Here is a 17,068-nt window from a genome sequence, read left to right as displayed (position 1 = left end):
CTGCCGAAGGCTGCGATCTCTTGATCTTCGCTTCTAACAAAATCAAAAGATCGCAGCCTTCGGCAGCTCCTACATCGGTAACGTTTAAGCCTTCAAGGTTGCCCTCTCGTAGCAAGCTAACTAACATGTCGGAAAATTCATCCTATGATTGGATGAAAGGGCGAATTCCATGTCAGAAACCTCTCCATTAGTTAAACGATCTCTGGTCGATCAGGCTCTGGACCAGTTGCGCCAGCGTATTAACCAAGGCAACTGGGTCGTCGGACAGCGCTTGCCCACCGAACCTGAGTTGTCCGCCGAACTGGGCATCAGTCGTAATACCGTGCGTGAAGCCATGCGGGTGTTGGCATTTTCCGGGCTGATCGAAATCCGTCAGGGTGACGGCAGCTATCTGCGGGCAGTGGTCGATCCACTCGACACCCTGAAGGCCTTGTCCCGTTGCTCCCTTGAACAGGCTCGCGAAACGCGACACATCCTCGAGGTCGAGGCCATCGGCCTGGCGGCACTGCGCCGTACCGAAGAGGACATGGTGGCATTGCGCGAAACGCTGAGCGTCAGTGGCAGCCACTACCACGGTGATCTTGATACCTACATCGCCTGCGATCTGGTGTTCCACCGCCGTCTGGTAGACGCCGCGCACAACCCGACCCTCAGCGAGCTGTATCGCTATTTCTCCGGCATCGTCGGCGCACAACTGCGCCAGAGCCTGAACATCGCCCCGCGCCGCCAGGAAGTGTTTGACTTGCACATCGCGTTGCTCGATGCCGTCGAGCAACGCGACCCGGAACGGGCCAAAGCCCTGTCGAGGCAGTTGATCAATGAACCTTGAACCCGAGAAGTCCATGCACCGCAGTGATTTATCCACAGCCCCCAAGCGCTCGACAGAGCTGGAAGAGTTACTGATCGATGCCGAGGCCGATGATGAACAGGTCCAGCAAGCCCATCCGGTTTTGCGCCGACCATGGCTATTGCTGCTGGGTCTGATCCTGGTCGCTTTGAACCTTCGTCCGGCGTTGTCGAGCATGGCGCCGATGCTCAGCGAGGTGTCGAAGTCTCTTGGTTTGTCTGCCTCCCAGGCTGGCTTGCTGACGACGTTACCGGTGCTGTGCCTTGGCCTGTTTGCGCCATTGGCGCCAGTGCTGGCGCGGCGTTTCGGCGCCGAGCGCGTCGTGCTGGGAATTCTGCTGACCCTCGCTGGCGGGATTATCCTGCGCAGTTCCTTTGGTGAGATCGGTTTGTTTGCCGGCAGCGTGCTGGCCGGTGCCAGCATCGGTGTGATCGGTGTATTGCTACCGGGCATCGTCAAGCGTGACTTCCCGAAACAGGCCGGGACCATGACCGGCGTTTACACCATGGCGTTGTGTCTCGGCGCGGCGATGGCGGCGGGAGCAACCGTGCCGTTGAGCGAGCATTTCGACCAGAGCTGGGCGCTTGGCCTGGGCTTCTGGGTGATTCCGGCACTGGCCGCCGCGATTTTCTGGTTGCCGCAAGTCGGCCAGAAACATGGCGCACACAATGTGGCTTATCGCGTTCGGGGATTGCTGCGTGATCCGCTGGCCTGGCAGGTCACTTTTTACATGGGATTGCAATCGTCTCTGGCCTACATCGTGTTTGGCTGGTTGCCTTCGATCCTGATCGGTCGTGGCCTGACCCCGACCCAGGCTGGGCTAGTGTTGTCGGGCTCGGTGATCGTGCAATTGGTCAGCTCGCTTGCGGCCCCTTGGCTGGCGACTCGCGGCAAGGACCAGCGGTTGGCGATTGTGGTCGTCATGGTGCTGACGCTCGGTGGCTTGTTCGGTTGTCTGTATGCGCCGATTGAAGGTCTGTGGGGTTGGGCGATTGTGCTCGGGTTGGGGCAGGGCGCTACATTCAGCCTGGCGCTGACCCTGATCGTGTTGCGCTCGCGGGATTCCCACGTCGCGGCGAACCTGTCGAGCATGGCCCAGGGTTTCGGCTACATCCTGGCGTCGATGGGGCCGTTCGCGGTTGGTATCGTGCATGACTGGACCGGCGGCTGGACAGCGGTGGGCTGGATCTTCGGTGTTATTGGTCTTGGCGCGATCATCGCCGGTCTTGGCGCTGGACGTGCGCTGTATGTGCAGGTCGAAAGCGAGAAAGTCTGACTCGCACACTGTCGGTATTCGGGCCGCGAATGCCGATAGTGTTTCACTCGTTTGCAGACTATCGTGCAGGCAGTCTTTCGACGCCATTTTGCACAACAGGGAGTTTGCTCATGAGTGATGCCCACAGCGCCTTGATCACCCGATTCTACCAAGCGTTCCAGCGCCTTGATGCCGAAGCGATGGCTGCTTGCTACACCGACGATGTGGTGTTCAGCGATCCGGCCTTCGGCGAACTGCGTGGGCGCGATGCCGGTGACATGTGGCGCATGCTCACTACCCGCGCCAAGGATTTCTCTCTCACGTTCGATAACGTGCGCGCTGATGAGCGTACCGGTAGCGCCCATTGGGTGGCGACGTATCTGTTCAGCCAGACCGGCAACACCGTGATCAACGACATTCAGGCGCGCTTCGTTTTTCGCGATGACAAGATTTGCGAACATCACGACAGCTTCGATTTGTGGGCCTGGTCACGTCAGGCGCTGGGGTTCAAAGGCCTGTTGCTGGGTTGGTCGCCCTTGGTGCGCAACGCCGTTCGCGCTCAGGCGTTGAAGGGGCTGAAGGCATTTCAGGCCAGTCGCTGATAAGATCGCCGCTTGTTCCTTTCAAGCCCTGATCGTGACGTGACCACCCTCACTGAAAGCCCTGTCGAAGTCGTCCCGCCTGCGAATAAAACCTGGTTCGTCTACCTCGTGCGCGCCGCCAATGGCTCGCTGTATTGCGGAATCAGCGACGATCCGGCGCGCCGTTTTGCCAAGCATCAAAGCGGCAAGGGCGCGCGGTTTTTTCTCTCAAGCCCTGCCATGGCCCTGGTGTATACCGAACGCTGCCGCGACAAAAGCGATGCGTTGCGTCAGGAGCGGTTGATCAAGAAGCTCAAGAAAAGCGCCAAGGAATGTCTGGTGGCGAGTGCCACTTCAGGCTTATCACTCTGACTGATCAGTTCCCATCAAGCAGATCTGTAGGCTGCTAACCGATTGCGCGCTAAGCTGCGGTCTCCTACTTTTGCGGCGGAGCCGAGCATGTCCGAGTTGATTCTGCATCATTACCCGACGTCCCCCTTCGCCGAAAAAGCCCGCCTGCTGTTGGGCTTCAAGGGGTTGTCCTGGCGCTCGGTGAAAATCTCTCCGGTGATGCCAAAACCCGATCTCACGGCGCTGACCGGTGGTTATCGCAAGACACCGGTGTTGCAGATCGGCGCAGACATCTATTGCGACACTGCGTTGATTGCGCGCCGACTGGAACAGGAAAAAACCTTGCCTGCGTTTTTTCCAGAAGGACAGGAAATGATCGCTGCGTCGTTCGCCGCCTGGGCTGATTCGGTGATCTTCCAGCATGCAGTCAGCCTGGTGTTCCAGCCTGAATCGATCGCCGTGCGTTTCGGCAATTTGCCGCCTGAAGCGATCAAGGCGTTCATCGCCGATCGTGCCGGCTTGTTCAGTGGTGGCAGCGCGTCCAAGTTGTCCGCGGAGCAGGCCAGGCATCAATGGCCGACCATCATGTCGCGGCTGGAGCTGCAATTGCAGCGCGAGCAGGGCGACTTCCTGTTCGGTGAGCCGTCAATTGCCGACTTCGCGCTGGCTCACTGCCTTTGGTTCCTGAAAGCAACACCGGTTACCGCACCGTTGGTGGATGAATACCCGGCGGTTGTCGCCTGGTATGCCCGAGTGCTGGGTTTTGGTCATGGAGCATCCAGCGAAATGGCGTCCGACGAGGCATTGGAGGTTGCGCGCACGTCCCAACCTGCGGCATTGCCGGATGAGCAGTTTGTTGATCCGAACGGGCTCAAGGCGGGTCAGCAGGTGGTGATTGCGGCGACTGACTACGGCGTTGATCCGGTCGTTGGAGAATTGCTTTTTGCGGGTAGCGAGGAGTTGATTGTGCGCCGCGAAGACGAGCGTGGCGGCGTGGTGCATGTACACTTCCCCCGCTTTGGTTTCCGCATAGAAGCGCAGTAAGCCCAGGAACTGTAGGAGCTGGCTTGCCAGCGAAAGCGGTTGTCAGTCAGCATTGTTGTCAACTGACCCCCCGCCTTCGCTGGCAAGCCAGCTCCAATAATGGAAGGGCTACTTCAAGGCTGCCAGAATCGCATCCGGGTCATACCCGCGAATCAGAGTTCCGTTCACATCAATGATCGGAATCCCGCCACCGCCCAGCGCTTCATAGTCCTTGCGCGCCACGGCGTCCTTCTCGATATCGAATTCCTTGTACGGAATGCCTTTCTGATCGAGAAAACGCCGGGTCAGTTTGCAGTAGCCACACCACTCGGTGGCGTAGAGCACGACGTTGGCTTTGGCCTGGGTCTGCTCGGACACCACTTGCGAGGGGTTGAACGCCCGCTCGATCTTGCCCCAGTTCTGATAGACCACGACCACCAGCAGGATCAGCAGGAACTTCTTCAGTATGCCGGCGAGCATCAGTTGCGTCGCTTGAGCTGGTCGGTGAGCGAGGTCGGAAGGCCCTTGATGATCAACGTGCCGGCTTCTTCGTCGTACTCGATCTTGGAGCCCAGCAAGTGCGCCTCGAAGCTGATCGACAGGCCTTCTGCGCGACCTGTGAAGCGGCGGAACTGGTTGAGGGTGCGTTTGTCGGCCGGAATCTCGGGCGACAGGCCGTAGTCTTTGTTACGGATGTGATCATAGAAGGCTTTCGGACGTTCCTCGTCGATCAGCTCGGAGAGTTCTTCCAGGCCCATCGGCTCGCCGAGCTTGGCCTGGCTACTGGCGTAATCCACCAGGGTCTTGGTTTTCTCACGGGCGTCTTCTTCAGGCAGGTCTTCGCTTTCGACGAAGTCACTGAACGCTTTGAGCAAGGTGCGGGTTTCACCTGGACCGTCGACCCCTTCCTGGCAGCCGATGAAGTCGCGGAAATACTCCGAAACTTTTTTCCCGTTCTTGCCTTTGATAAAGGAAATGTACTGCCTGGACTGTTTGTTGTTTTGCCACTCGGACACGTTGATCCGCGCCGCCAGGTGCAATTGGCCAAGGTCCAGGTGACGGGAAGGCGTGACGTCCAGTTCGTCTGTCACAGCCACGCCTTCACTATGGTGCAGCAGGGCGATGGCCAGGTAATCGGTCATGCCTTGCTGATAGTGGGCGAACAGCACGTGGCCACCGACCGACAGGTTTGACTCTTCCATCAGCTTTTGCAGGTGCTCCACTGCCACGCGGCTGAATGCCGTGAAGTCCTTACCGCCCTCGAAGTATTCTTTCAACCAGCCGCTGAAGGGGTGCGCTCCTGACTCGGCATGGAAGAATCCCCATGCCTTGCCTTGTTTGGCGTTGTAGCTCTCGTTGAGGTCGGCAAGCATGTTTTCGATGGCGCCGGACTCGGCCAGTTCAGAGTCGCGGGCGTGGAGAACTGCGGGCGTGCCGTCGGGTTTTTTGTCGATCAGGTGGACGATGCAATGACGGATCGGCATGGGCTTCTCGGCTGAATGAAGAGAGGAGGGCGTGCTCCCCCGAAAAAGCGCCCAGTGTACCGCAACCACTGGTTTTGGCGCGGCGTGGAGGGTGATTCAGGGCTGACCGGCGGCGTGGAGGCTGTTTTTTACTGTTTTAGCACAATAAAGCTGACCAATCGGGTAGCTAGAGGCGGATATTTCCACGTCTGTGTGCTAGCTTTGCCCGGTCTTGCGCGAAGTCACTGCGTTAAGCCTGCAGTCAGCATGTGTCAGGTCGAACCAAACCCTGATTTCGGTATCTATAACCCCGATCCCGAGGTTATTTGGCCGAGGGTGCCGGATCCAAAAGATCGGGCTCGATGGCTGACATTGCACTCTGCAATCCATATGAATTTGATAGGGAAGGAACACTAAATGGCTCTTACTAAAGACCAACTGATCGCCGACATCGCTGAAGCTATCGACGCGCCGAAAACCACCGCGCGTAACGCTCTGGACCAACTGGGCCAAATCGTTGCCGATCAGCTGGAAAACGGCGGCGAAATCACTCTGCCAGGTATCGGCAAGCTGAAAGTGACTGAGCGTCCTGCCCGTACTGGCCGCAACCCTTCGACTGGCGCTGCCATCGAAATCGCTGCCAAGAAAGTGATCAAGCTGGTTGTGGCCAAAGGCCTGACTGACGCTGTTAACAAGTAAGACTTGTTAAAAAAAACCGTGCGCCGGAGCAATCCGGGCACGGTTTTTTTGTGGGCGTTGATAAATGGAGTCACGTTCGAAGAATGTCGGCACTTTCTCTATGTAAGCGTTGAACTTTCCTACAGCCTTATTGATTGCTCATGCGCCATGGATAAGTAATATCAATGGGGTGCGGCGCTAGGCTTTGCGTAAAAAGCTGAACCTTAATTTCGCTGTTGGTTACAGGGAAGTAATTATGAGAGTCAAACAGTTAGTAATGTGTGTGCCATTTCTTTTTTCCGGTCATGTTCTGGCTGATGAGGGCGAACATTGTCCGAACCCTTCGGTCATCAAGGAGTTCACCGCTGGAACCTACAAAGCGCCAACAACCAGCGGCGGCGGGGAGTGGTATGGCGTTTCGCAGAGCGGCCGGGGTCCGGTGGGTGAGTTCGATGTCGCCATTTTCAGGCCTCACGAAGAGGTTGAGGGCGGCGCTGTCGTCGGTGAGATCCTGCGCTGTGGATACCGACTGCAGGGAGGCGGTGCGCTGGACATGAAGTTCAAGAACGAAGGAACACTGGTGCGTATCGGTACCAATGGGCCGTGGGCCGAGTGGTATAACCAGTACTATTGCGATAACAAGGAAGAGCGAGCCTGTCTGTTCAAGGAAATCGTACGACCGACGAGGCGTTGATGTATTCGATATTTAAATGTTTTTTCAAACCGTGCGCCGAACTCATCCGTGCACGGTTTTTTGTTGGCGCAGAAAAAGCCTTCTGCTGATTATTCAGTCGTTGTCTTGCTCCAGCGTACCTGACGCCAGGTTTGTTGTTGTGCCTGGGTATGGAAAGTCCAGGCGACGAAGCGGCTTTGTTTCTGGCCCTGGGACATCTCCACGACCTGGCTCTGTAGTGCGCCGGCCTTTTTCAGCGCGACCTGGATCGCGGGCAAATTTGAAGCCTTTGACACCAGCGTGCTGAACCACAAGACTTGCTGGCCCACCTGCGCGCTCTCACTGATCAGTTGCGTGACGAACCGTGCCTCGCCACCTTCGCACCACAATTCGGCGGCCTGTCCGCCAAAATTCAGCACCGGCAGTTTTCGCTTCGGATCGGCCTTGCCCAGGGCGCGCCATTTGCGTGTGCTACCTCGAGTGGCCTCATCCAGTGAGGCATGGAACGGTGGATTGCACATGGTCAGATCAAAACGCTCGGCGCTTTCCAGCAAGCCCAGCAGGATCTGTTTGCTGTTGGTCTGTTGGCGAATCTGGATGGCCTTGCTCAAGCCATTGGACTGAACAATTGCTTTGGCCGCGGCAATGGCGGTGGCATCAATTTCAGACCCCAGGAACTGCCAACGATAATCGCTATGTCCGATCAGCGGATACACGCAGTTAGCGCCCATCCCGATGTCAAGAACCTTCACTGCAGCGCCTCTCGGGACCACGCCCTCGTTGACACTGGCCAGCAGGTCGGCAAGAAAGTGCACGTAATCGGCGCGCCCGGGAACCGGTGGGCACAGGTAGTCAGCAGGAATGTCCCAATGGGCGATTCCATAGAAGGACTTGAGCAGTGCTCGGTTGAACACCCGTACCGCGTCCGGGCTGGCGAAGTCGATGCTTTCCTTGCCATACGGATTGATGATCACGAACTTTTTCAGTTCCGGAGTACTTTTGATCAGTGCCGGAAAGTCGTAGCGACCTTGGTGGCGATTGCGTGGGTGCAGGCTGGCTTTCTCGCGCGGCTCCAGAGCTTTGGCCGGGGTGGCGGGTGAGGGCTTTTTGCGCGCAGGTTTGGGGGGGCGAGGAGCGGTCATGGCGGTGGTCGATTCGGGTATGGCCAAAAGTGGCGAGCATTGTCCCACATTGATCGCCCATGCGCCGAACCTGTGTAGGAGCGCCTTCGGCAGCTCCGGGGGATTGGTGGCGTTTGAACAAAAAAGGGAGGCCACCCGGGCCTCCCTTTTTCATTGCGATTTGCCGTTACAAACTGGCAATCCGCGCATGCTGCTCGGCCAGCTTGCCAAGAGCCTGTTCGGCTTCGGCCAGTTTGGCGCGCTCTTTCTCGATGACTTCAGCTGGCGCCTTATCGACGAAACCCGCGTTGGACAGCTTGCCGCCGACGCGTTGTACTTCGCCTTGCAGGCGCTGGATTTCCTTGTCCAGACGCGCAAGCTCGGCGCCTTTGTCGATCAGGCCGGCCATCGGCACCAGCACTTCCATCTCGCCGACCAAGGCGGTGGCGGACAGCGGTGCTTCTTCGCCAGCAGTCAGCACGGTGATCGATTCGAGGCGGGCCAGTTTCTTTAGCAGCGCTTCGTTTTCGGTCAGGCGACGCTGGTCTTCGGCGCTCACATTTTTCAGGAACAGCGGCAACGGTTTACCTGGGCCGATGTTCATTTCGCCTCGGATGTTACGGGTGCCGAGCATCAGGCCCTTGAGCCATTCGATGTCATCTTCGGCCGCCTGATCGATGCGCGCTTCATTGGCCACTGGCCAAGGTTGCAGCATGATCGTCTTGCCTTCGATGCCGGCCAGCGGCGCGATGCGCTGCCAGATTTCTTCGGTGATGAACGGCATGAACGGGTGCGCCAGGCGCAGGGCGACTTCCAGTACGCGAACCAGGGTACGACGGGTGCCGCGCTGGCGTTCGACCGGAGCGTTTTCGTCCCACAGCACTGGTTTGGACAGTTCCAGGTACCAGTCGCAATACTGGTTCCAGATGAACTCGTACAACGCTTGTGCGGCCAGGTCGAAACGGAACTGGTCGAGTTGACGGGTCACTTCGGCTTCGGTGCGTTGCAGCTGCGAAATGATCCAGCGGTCAGCCAGAGACAGCTCAAAGGCTTCGCCGTTCTGGCCGCAGTCTTCGCCCTTGTCCAGCACGTAGCGCGCCGCGTTCCAGATCTTGTTGCAGAAGTTGCGATAGCCTTCGACGCGACCCATGTCGAACTTGATGTCGCGACCGGTGGACGCCAGTGAGCAGAAGGTGAAGCGCAGAGCGTCGGTGCCGTAGCTGGCGATGCCTTCGGCAAATTCGTCGCGGGTCTGCTTCTCGATCTTCTTCGCCAGTTTCGGCTGCATCATGCCGGAGGTGCGTTTCTGTACCAGGGCTTCGAGTTCAATGCCGTCGATGATGTCCAGCGGGTCCAGGACGTTGCCCTTGGACTTGGACATCTTCTGGCCCTGGCCATCACGCACCAGACCGTGAACGTAGACAGTCTTGAACGGAACCTGCGGCGTGCCGTCTTCGTTTTTCACCAAGTGCATGGTGAGCATGATCATCCGGGCGACCCAGAAGAAAATGATGTCGAAGCCAGTCACCAGGACGTCGGTAGAGTGGAATTTCTTCAGGAATTCGGTTTTTTCCGGCCAGCCGAGGGTGGAGAACGTCCACAAGCCCGAGCTGAACCAGGTGTCGAGAACGTCGTTGTCCTGTTGCAGCGCAACGTCCGGGCCGAGGTTGTGCTTGGCACGCACTTCGGCTTCATCGCGACCGACGTAGACCTTGCCCGACTCGTCGTACCAGGCCGGAATCCGGTGGCCCCACCACAGCTGACGGCTGATGCACCAGTCCTGGATGTCGCGCATCCACGAGAAGTACATGTTTTCGTACTGTTTCGGCACGAACTGGATACGGCCGTCTTCAACGGCGGCAATCGCAGGCTCGGCCAGAGGCTTGGTGGATACGTACCACTGGTCGGTCAGCCACGGCTCGATGATGGTGCCGGAGCGGTCGCCTTTCGGTACTTTCAGGCCGTGATCGTCGACGCTGACCAGCAGGCCCGCGGCTTCGAACGCAGCAACGATCTGCTTGCGCGCTTCGAAACGGTCGAGGCCGGCGTATTCGGCCGGGATCTTGCCGTCGATGGTCTCGTTCAGCGTCCCGTCGAGGTTGAACACCTGGCAGGCCGGCAGAACGGCGGCGTTCTTGTCGAAGATATTCAGCAGCGGCAGGTTATGGCGCTTGCCGACTTCGTAGTCGTTGAAATCGTGGGCCGGGGTGATTTTCACGCAGCCGGTGCCGAATTCAGGATCGCAGTAATCGTCGGCGATGATCGGGATGCGGCGGCCAACCAGTGGCAGCTCGACAAATTTTCCGATCAGGGCTTTGTAGCGCTCATCGTTCGGGTTAACGGCCACGGCGGAGTCGCCGAGCATGGTTTCCGGGCGGGTGGTCGCGACGATCAGGAAATCGTTGCCTTCGGCGGTTTTGGCGCCGTCGGCCAGCGGGTATTTCAGGTTCCACAGGAAACCTTTCTCGTCGTGGTTCTCCACTTCGAGGTCGGAAATCGCCGTGTGCAGCTTGGTGTCCCAGTTGACCAGGCGCTTGCCGCGGTAGATCAGGCCGTCTTCGTGCAGGCGTACGAACGCTTCCTTAACGGCTTCCGAGAGGCCATCGTCCATGGTGAAGCGCTCACGGCTCCAGTCGACGGACGAGCCGAGGCGGCGGATCTGACGGCTGATGTTGCCGCCGGACTCATCCTTCCACTCCCAGACTTTCTCGAGGAATTTCTCGCGGCCCAGGTCGTGGCGGCTCTGGCCCTTGGCTTCGAGCTGACGCTCCACCAGCATCTGTGTGGCGATGCCGGCGTGGTCGGTGCCCGGCTGCCACAGGGTGTTGCGACCCTGCATGCGGCGAAAACGGATCAGGGCGTCCATGATCGCGTTGTTGAAGCCGTGACCCATGTGCAGGCTGCCGGTGACGTTCGGCGGCGGGATCATGATGGTGTAGGACTCGCCCGCGCCTTGCGGGGCGAAGTAATTCTCAGACTCCCAGGTGTTGTACCAGGAAGTTTCAATGGCGTGCGGCTGGTAGGTCTTATCCATGCGCGGCGGGACCCTATTGGCATTTATTCAGGAAAAGCCGGGAAGTATAGCGGGGATGAGCCGATGCGCGTAGAGCGAGGTGACAGTGGGCGGGGGAAAAGTTGAGGTTTTGTGTTTTGTCAGCGCAGGTCCCTTTGCGGGCAAGCCAGCTCCTACAGGTTATGTGTCGTACAGCTATTTTGTGATCGACACCAAACCCTGTGGGAGCTGGCTTGCCAGCGATGGCGGTCTATCAATCGATGCGATTCAAATCGTTATGCCGCGTTTCCTTCAGGCACAGCACGGCAATCAAGCTCAGCACTGCCGCCGCGGACACATACCCGCCGACATAACTCAATCCACCCATCGCCACCAGCTTCTGCGCGAAAAACGGTGCAGCGGAAGCCCCGACGATACCGCCCAGGTTGTAGGCCGCCGAGGCGCCGGTGTAGCGAACTTGGGTGGGGAACAGCTCTGGCAGCAACGCGCCCATCGGGGCAAATGTCACGCCCATCAGGAACAGTTCGATGCACAGGAACAGCGCCACTCCCCAGGTCGAGCCGTGGGTCAGCAGCGGCTCCATCAGAAATCCGGACAAAATCGCCAGCACGCCTCCAATGATCAGCACCGGCTTGCGCCCGTAACGGTCACTGGCCAAGGCTGACAACGGAGTAGCGGCCGCCATGAACAGCACGGCAATGCACAGCAGTCCGAGGAACGTTTCGCGACTGTAGCCAAGCGTCGACACACCGTAACTCAGCGAAAATACGGTGGAAATGTAAAACAGCGCGTAGCACACCACCATCGCACCGGCTCCCAGCAATACAGGCAGCCAGTATTGACCGAACAGTTCGAACAGCGGGATTTTCACTCTCTCCTGGCGTGCCACGGCGTTGGCGAACACCGGTGTTTCATGCAGCTTGAGGCGCACGTACAGGCCGACCATCACCAGCGCTGCACTGAGCAGGAACGGGATGCGCCAGCCCCACGAGCGGAACTGTTCGTCGTCGAGCAGCATGGCCAATGTCAGGAACAAGCCGTTCGCGGCCAGGAAGCCGATGGAAGGGCCGAGCTGCGGGAACATGCCGAACCATGCGCGTTTGCCTTTGGGGGCATTTTCCGTGGCCAGTAGCGCCGCGCCGCCCCATTCACCGCCCAGTCCCAGGCCTTGGCCGAAACGCAGCACGCAGAGCAATATCGGCGCCCATGCCCCGATACTGTCGTAGCCCGGCAGCACGCCGATCAGCGTGGTGCACACGCCCATCAGCAGGAGGGAGGCGACGAGGGTCGATTTGCGCCCGATGCGGTCGCCGAAGTGGCCGAACAGGGCAGAACCCAGGGGGCGCGCGAGGAAAGCGATGCCAAAGGTAAGAAACGCCGAAAGCATCTGGGCAGTCCCGGACGTTTGCGGAAAGAACACCGGCCCGATGACCAGCGCTGCTGCGGTGGCATAAACGTAGAAATCGTAGAACTCGATGGCGGTGCCGATGAAACTCGCCGTGGCCACGCGGGTGGCGGAGTTGGTCGGTTGTGCAGGAGCGGAGTCGCTGTAAGTCGTGCTGGTCGTCATGCGGTTATCCCTGACAGTCATGTGCTCCGATGGAGCGAATTATTATGGTCGAGAACCCAGGGATGTGGGTGGGGGCGCGGTCGCTGTTCCAGGTAGGAGCAATCGTCGGCTTGCTGCGGATGTGGCTGATGGTCAGGCCGGAAGCTGCGCGGTGCGGGGTAAGCACGGGCCCGGCGAGGCTTGGGTAAGCGAATCGATTATAGGAAGGTAGCTAACGATCAAACAAGTGAGAAGTTTTGAGAGGTTTTGAGAGGATCGCAGCCTCGCTTCGCTCGACAGGTCCTACGGTGAGCGGCGTTGTAGGAGCTGTCGCGGGCTGCGATCTTTTGGCAACTCAGCGGATAGAAACCGCGGGGGGTGAACTGGTCTGCCAGATGAGCACCCGCGTAACACGATTGTCTTCGGTCTCGAGGATTTCCAGGCGATAGCGGCCGATCTTCAGGCATACGGTGCTTTCGGGAATGGTTTCCAGGGCTTCGGTCACCAGGCCGTTCAGGGTTTTCGGGCCGTCGCTCGGCAGGTGCCAGCCGAGGCTCTTGTTCAACTCGCGGATTGACGCGGCGCCGTCGATCACCAGGCGTCCATCGGCTTGAGGGTGAATGTGCGGATTATCGAGCCTGTGCTGGCTTTCGAACTCCCCGACGATTTCCTCAAGAATGTCTTCCAGTGTGACGATGCCCAGCACTTCACCATATTCGTCGACCACCATGCCTAAACGCCGCTGTTGCTTGTGGAAGTTGAGCAGTTGCAGTTGAAGAGGGGTGCTTTCCGGGACGAAATACGGTTCGCGACTGGCTGCCAGCAGCGCTTCTCGGGTCAGGCTCGCATCAGCTAGCAGGTGGAGGATGTGCCGGGTGTTGAGCACGGCTTCGACCTGATTGATATCGCTGTGGAATACCGGCAAACGAGTGCGTCTGTTGTGTCGCAATTGTTCGATGATTTCGTCGATGGGGTCGTCAAGGTTGATCCCGTCGACATCGCTGCGAGGGACGAGAATGTCATTGACCGTGATGTTGTCCAGGGCGTGGATGCCCGACAACGGGTGAGGGCGGCAGATAACATTTTCGGCGGTGTCCTGCCGTTCAGTCAGTGCCTCCTCTTCACTTTGTTGTACCACTTTGACTTTGCGAGCAAATGGCCGCACCAGTAACTGGCTGATGCCTTTAAGCAACCAGGCGGCGGGATAGACGATTTTCAGGGGGACGCGAAGCAGGTTGTTGCCTTGGGCCAGGATCGCCTCGGGATAGCGGGCAGCAAGGGCGCGGGGCAGGTAATCGGCGAACATCAGCACGACTGCGCCCGCTCCCAGACAGGCAATCCATGGGCCGTTTTCGGACCAGGTAAAAATCGCCAGCAGGGTGCTGATGACCACCACGAGAGCGCGGCACAGGGTATTGCAGAAGATCAGGCTGTCGAGGGGGAAGCTCAGTTTCGCCAGTGGCTTATCGCTGGAACGCGTTGCCGTGCGCTGGGCCAGCAGATGCTGGTGCGCCGTTTCGATGGCCGTAAACAGCCCCGACCATAAAATCAGCAGGGCCACTACTGCGAGCATCGGCCCTATGGGCAAGTCGTCCATTAATGCCGCCCGTCAGATATGCAGGATGTATTCACGAACCAGCTTGCTGCCGAAGTACGCCAGCATCAGCAGGCAAAACCCGGCCAGGGTCCAGCGAATGGCTTTGTGACCGCGCCAGCCGAGACGGTTGCGACCCCATAGCAGAACACTGAAGACAATCCAGGCCAGGCACGCCAGCAAGGTTTTATGCACCAGGTGCTGGGCGAACAGGTTCTCGACGAACAGCCAGCCAGAAATCAGCGACAGCGACAGCAGCGTCCAGCCGGCCCAGAGGAAACCGAACAGCAGGCTTTCCATGGTTTGCAGCGGCGGGAAGTTTTTGATCAGCCCGGACGGGTGTTTGTGCTTGAGCTGGTGATCTTGTACCAGCAGCAGCAAGGACTGGAAAACCGCAATGGTGAACATGCCGTAGGCAAGGATCGACAGCAGGATGTGCGCGAGGATGCCCGGCTCCTCGTCGATGATCTGTACCGTGCCGGCCGGGGCGAACTGCGCCAGCAACACGGTCAAGGCGCCGAGCGGGAACAGCAACACCAGCAGGTTTTCCACCGGAATTCGCGTGCAGGCCAGCAGACTCAAGGCAATGACGGCGGCGGCAATCAGGCTGGCGGCACTGAAAAAGTCCAGGCCCAGACCGATCGGGGTCAACAGATGGGTGAGCAGGCTGGCGCTATGGGCCAGCACGGCAAGCACGCCGAGCGTAACCAGCAGGCGCTTGTTGGCCTTGGCGCCGGAAGCCAGGCGAGTGCCCTGGTAAATGGTCGCAGCGGCATATAAGCAGGCGGCGGCGAGGGTCGTAAGCAAGCTGGGTGACAAGGGGAGCATAAATCCTGTTAGGCAAGCCCGAAAGTCGCTGAGTTTGGCATAGAACCCCCGCCACACGAAAGACCGCGCAAGCTGACAGCGAGGTGTCCGTTGGCCGCAGTCTTCGCTATAATCCGCGACCTGCCCACGCCGCAGGCTCGCCGAGCACACGTTTAGTCCGGTCCGGGCCGCCATTATCCCGGTCTACACAGGGCCTGAAAGGATCGCGCAATGTTTGAAAACTTAACCGACCGTCTCTCGCAGACGCTGCGCCATGTCACCGGCAAGGCCAAGCTGACCGAAGACAACATCAAAGACACCCTGCGTGAAGTGCGCATGGCGTTGCTCGAAGCCGACGTCGCCCTGCCGGTGGTGAAGGACTTCGTCAATTCGGTGAAAGAACGCGCTGTCGGCACCGAGGTGTCGCGCAGCCTGACGCCGGGCCAGGCCTTTGTGAAGATCGTCCAGGCCGAACTCGAAAGCCTGATGGGCGCGGCCAACGAAGACCTGAACCTGAGCGCAGTGCCGCCAGCGGTCATCCTGATGGCCGGCTTGCAGGGTGCGGGTAAAACCACCACCGCCGGTAAACTTGCGCGCTTCCTTAAAGAGCGCAAGAAGAAGACCGTCATGGTCGTGTCCGCCGACGTTTACCGTCCTGCGGCGATCAAGCAGCTGGAAATGCTTGCCGGTGAGGTTGGCGTTACCTTCTTCCCGTCCGACCTGAGCCAGAAGCCGGTCGAGATCGCGCAAGCGGCTATCAAGGAAGCAAAACTCAAATTCATCGACGTGGTCATCGTCGATACCGCCGGTCGTCTGCACATCGATGAAGAGATGATGGGCGAGATCAAGGCGCTGCATGCCGCGATCAATCCGGTCGAAACCCTGTTCGTGGTCGACGCCATGACCGGCCAGGATGCCGCCAACACGGCCAAGGCTTTCGGCGACGCGCTGCCGTTGACCGGTGTGATCCTGACCAAGGTCGACGGCGACGCCCGTGGCGGTGCTGCGCTGTCGGTCCGTGCAATCACCGGCAAGCCGATCAAGTTCATCGGTATGGGCGAGAAGAGCGAAGCGCTCGACCCGTTCCACCCTGAGCGTATTGCCTCGCGTATTCTCGGCATGGGCGACGTGCTCAGCCTGATCGAGCAGGCAGAAGCGACTCTCGACAAGGACAAGGCCGATAAACTGGCCAAGAAACTGAAGAAAGGCAAAGGCTTCGACCTTGAAGACTTCCGCGATCAGCTGCAACAAATGAAGAACATGGGCGGCCTCGGCGGCCTCATGGACAAGCTGCCGAACATGGGCGGCGTGAACCTGGCGCAAATGGGCAACGCTCAAGGTGCGGCAGAGAAGCAATTCAAGCAGATGGAAGCCATCATCAACTCCATGACCCCGGCCGAGCGCCGCGACCCTGAGATGATCAGCGGTTCGCGCAAACGTCGGATTGCCATGGGTTCCGGCACTCAGGTGCAGGACATCGGTCGCTTGATCAAGCAGCACAAGCAGATGCAGAAGATGATGAAGAAATTCTCCGCCAAAGGCGGAATGGCCAAGATGATGCGCGGCATGGGCGGTATGTTGCCCGGCGGCGGCATGCCGAAGATGTAAAGAATCCGCGCCGGCCATCGGGTCGGCGCTGCCCCACACGGACGTGGGATACACAGCAAACCCGCACTTGGCGGGAGCTGATCGGCCGTTTTCAACGACGGCTCTATAGCAAATCTGCATGGCGACCGATAGGCCGCCAGAAAAAGACATTTGCAAAAGTCCGGATATTCCTTAGAATATGCGGCCTTTCGGGCACCTATGCCCGCTGTGCCTTTAGATTTGCAGCACCGACTACAGGAACGATGTTCACATGCTAACAATCCGTCTTGCCCTTGGCGGCTCCAAAAAGCGCCCGTTTTACCACTTGACCGTAACCGACAGCCGCAACCCGCGCGACGGTTCGCACAAGGAACAGGTTGGTTTCTTCAACCCTGTTGCTCGTGGTCAAGAAGTCCGTTTGTCCGTGAACCAAGAGCGCGTAGCCTACTGGCTGAGCGTTGGTGCACAACCTTCTGAGCGCGTTGCTCAGTTGTTGAAGGAATCTGCTAAGGCTGCGGCCTGAGCA

General features: G+C 58.9%; 16 protein-coding genes. 9 read left to right on the top strand and 7 right to left on the bottom strand.

The genetic code is table 11. The features are described from left to right. The first annotated feature begins 169 nt into the window (after window positions 1-169). The 5 genes from QMK58_RS24585 to QMK58_RS24565 all read left to right on the top strand — a co-directional run bounded on the left by QMK58_RS24585 (window position 170) and on the right by QMK58_RS24565 (window position 4,078). Window positions 170-829 (top strand): FadR/GntR family transcriptional regulator, encoded by a 660-nt coding sequence (locus QMK58_RS24585; protein ID WP_320395567.1) that lies wholly within the window; start codon window positions 170-172, stop codon window positions 827-829. Beyond that, entirely contained in the window at window positions 819-2,123 is a 1,305-nt protein-coding gene (locus QMK58_RS24580) for a CynX/NimT family MFS transporter (RefSeq protein WP_320395566.1), read from the top strand. The genes QMK58_RS24585 and QMK58_RS24580 overlap by 11 nt, the downstream gene beginning before the upstream one ends. Before the next feature lie 110 nt (window positions 2,124-2,233). After that, entirely contained in the window at window positions 2,234-2,704 is a 471-nt protein-coding gene (locus QMK58_RS24575; protein ID WP_053155070.1) for a nuclear transport factor 2 family protein, read from the top strand. A 39-nt stretch (window positions 2,705-2,743) separates the two neighbouring features. Further along, window positions 2,744-3,055 carry a GIY-YIG nuclease family protein gene (locus QMK58_RS24570; protein WP_053155072.1) on the top strand — a complete coding sequence of 104 codons (312 nt, stop codon included), beginning with the start codon at window positions 2,744-2,746 and terminating at the stop codon, window positions 3,053-3,055. 87 nt (window positions 3,056-3,142) lie between these two features. Then, window positions 3,143-4,078, top strand: coding sequence for a glutathione S-transferase family protein (locus tag QMK58_RS24565; RefSeq protein WP_053155074.1), 936 nt, complete (start codon window positions 3,143-3,145; stop codon window positions 4,076-4,078). A 108-nt stretch (window positions 4,079-4,186) separates the two neighbouring features. Here the strand turns inward: QMK58_RS24565 and QMK58_RS24560 are convergent, their stop codons facing one another. After that, the gene (locus QMK58_RS24560; protein WP_053155076.1) at window positions 4,187-4,537 is read right to left on the bottom strand and encodes a glutaredoxin family protein; all 351 of its coding nucleotides are present in this window, start codon (window positions 4,535-4,537) and stop codon (window positions 4,187-4,189) included. Then, entirely contained in the window at window positions 4,537-5,541 is a 1,005-nt protein-coding gene (yejK, locus tag QMK58_RS24555) for a nucleoid-associated protein YejK (protein ID WP_053155078.1), read from the bottom strand. The genes QMK58_RS24560 and yejK overlap by 1 nt, the downstream gene beginning before the upstream one ends. Before the next feature lie 396 nt (window positions 5,542-5,937). On the opposite strand from yejK, the gene QMK58_RS24550 reads away from it, so the two are divergent. Both QMK58_RS24550 and QMK58_RS24545 read left to right on the top strand, forming a co-directional pair. Beyond that, the gene (locus QMK58_RS24550; protein ID WP_007905514.1) at window positions 5,938-6,219 is read left to right on the top strand and encodes an HU family DNA-binding protein; all 282 of its coding nucleotides are present in this window, start codon (window positions 5,938-5,940) and stop codon (window positions 6,217-6,219) included. A gap of 235 nt (window positions 6,220-6,454) precedes the next feature. Beyond that, window positions 6,455-6,892 (top strand): DUF3757 domain-containing protein, encoded by a 438-nt coding sequence (locus tag QMK58_RS24545; protein ID WP_053155079.1) that lies wholly within the window; start codon window positions 6,455-6,457, stop codon window positions 6,890-6,892. Between the two features lie 89 nt (window positions 6,893-6,981). Here the strand turns inward: QMK58_RS24545 and rlmF are convergent, their stop codons facing one another. The 5 genes from rlmF to QMK58_RS24520 form a co-directional block, all read right to left on the bottom strand. After that, on the bottom strand, window positions 6,982-8,013 hold the full coding sequence (gene rlmF / locus QMK58_RS24540) for a 23S rRNA (adenine(1618)-N(6))-methyltransferase RlmF (protein ID WP_053155081.1): 1,032 nt from the start codon (window positions 8,011-8,013) through the stop codon (window positions 6,982-6,984). Between the two features lie 166 nt (window positions 8,014-8,179). Beyond that, window positions 8,180-11,026 carry a valine--tRNA ligase gene (locus QMK58_RS24535; protein WP_053155084.1) on the bottom strand — a complete coding sequence of 949 codons (2,847 nt, stop codon included), beginning with the start codon at window positions 11,024-11,026 and terminating at the stop codon, window positions 8,180-8,182. A 232-nt stretch (window positions 11,027-11,258) separates the two neighbouring features. Next, the gene (locus QMK58_RS24530) at window positions 11,259-12,575 is read right to left on the bottom strand and encodes an MFS transporter (protein ID WP_053155086.1); all 1,317 of its coding nucleotides are present in this window, start codon (window positions 12,573-12,575) and stop codon (window positions 11,259-11,261) included. Between the two features lie 334 nt (window positions 12,576-12,909). Continuing rightward, window positions 12,910-14,151, bottom strand: a complete 1,242-nt coding sequence (locus QMK58_RS24525) for an HlyC/CorC family transporter (protein ID WP_320395565.1) — start codon at window positions 14,149-14,151, stop codon at window positions 12,910-12,912. A 12-nt stretch (window positions 14,152-14,163) separates the two neighbouring features. Further along, window positions 14,164-14,976, bottom strand: a complete 813-nt coding sequence (locus QMK58_RS24520; RefSeq protein WP_053155089.1) for an inner membrane protein YpjD — start codon at window positions 14,974-14,976, stop codon at window positions 14,164-14,166. Between the two features lie 210 nt (window positions 14,977-15,186). On the opposite strand from QMK58_RS24520, the gene ffh reads away from it, so the two are divergent. Both ffh and rpsP read left to right on the top strand, forming a co-directional pair. Continuing rightward, window positions 15,187-16,563, top strand: coding sequence for a signal recognition particle protein (gene ffh / locus QMK58_RS24515; protein WP_053155091.1), 1,377 nt, complete (start codon window positions 15,187-15,189; stop codon window positions 16,561-16,563). A gap of 250 nt (window positions 16,564-16,813) precedes the next feature. Continuing rightward, a complete protein-coding gene (gene rpsP, locus QMK58_RS24510) occupies window positions 16,814-17,065 on the top strand; it encodes a 30S ribosomal protein S16 (RefSeq protein WP_003198088.1) in 252 nt (83 codons plus the stop codon). The last annotated feature ends 3 nt before the right edge of the window (window positions 17,066-17,068 follow it).

Source organism: Pseudomonas sp. P8_241 (assembly GCF_034008315.1).
Taxonomy (GTDB): Bacteria; Pseudomonadota; Gammaproteobacteria; order Pseudomonadales; family Pseudomonadaceae; genus Aquipseudomonas.
Note: the sequence above shows the minus strand (reverse complement) of the source record. Positions and strands in the feature narration are given on the sequence as shown.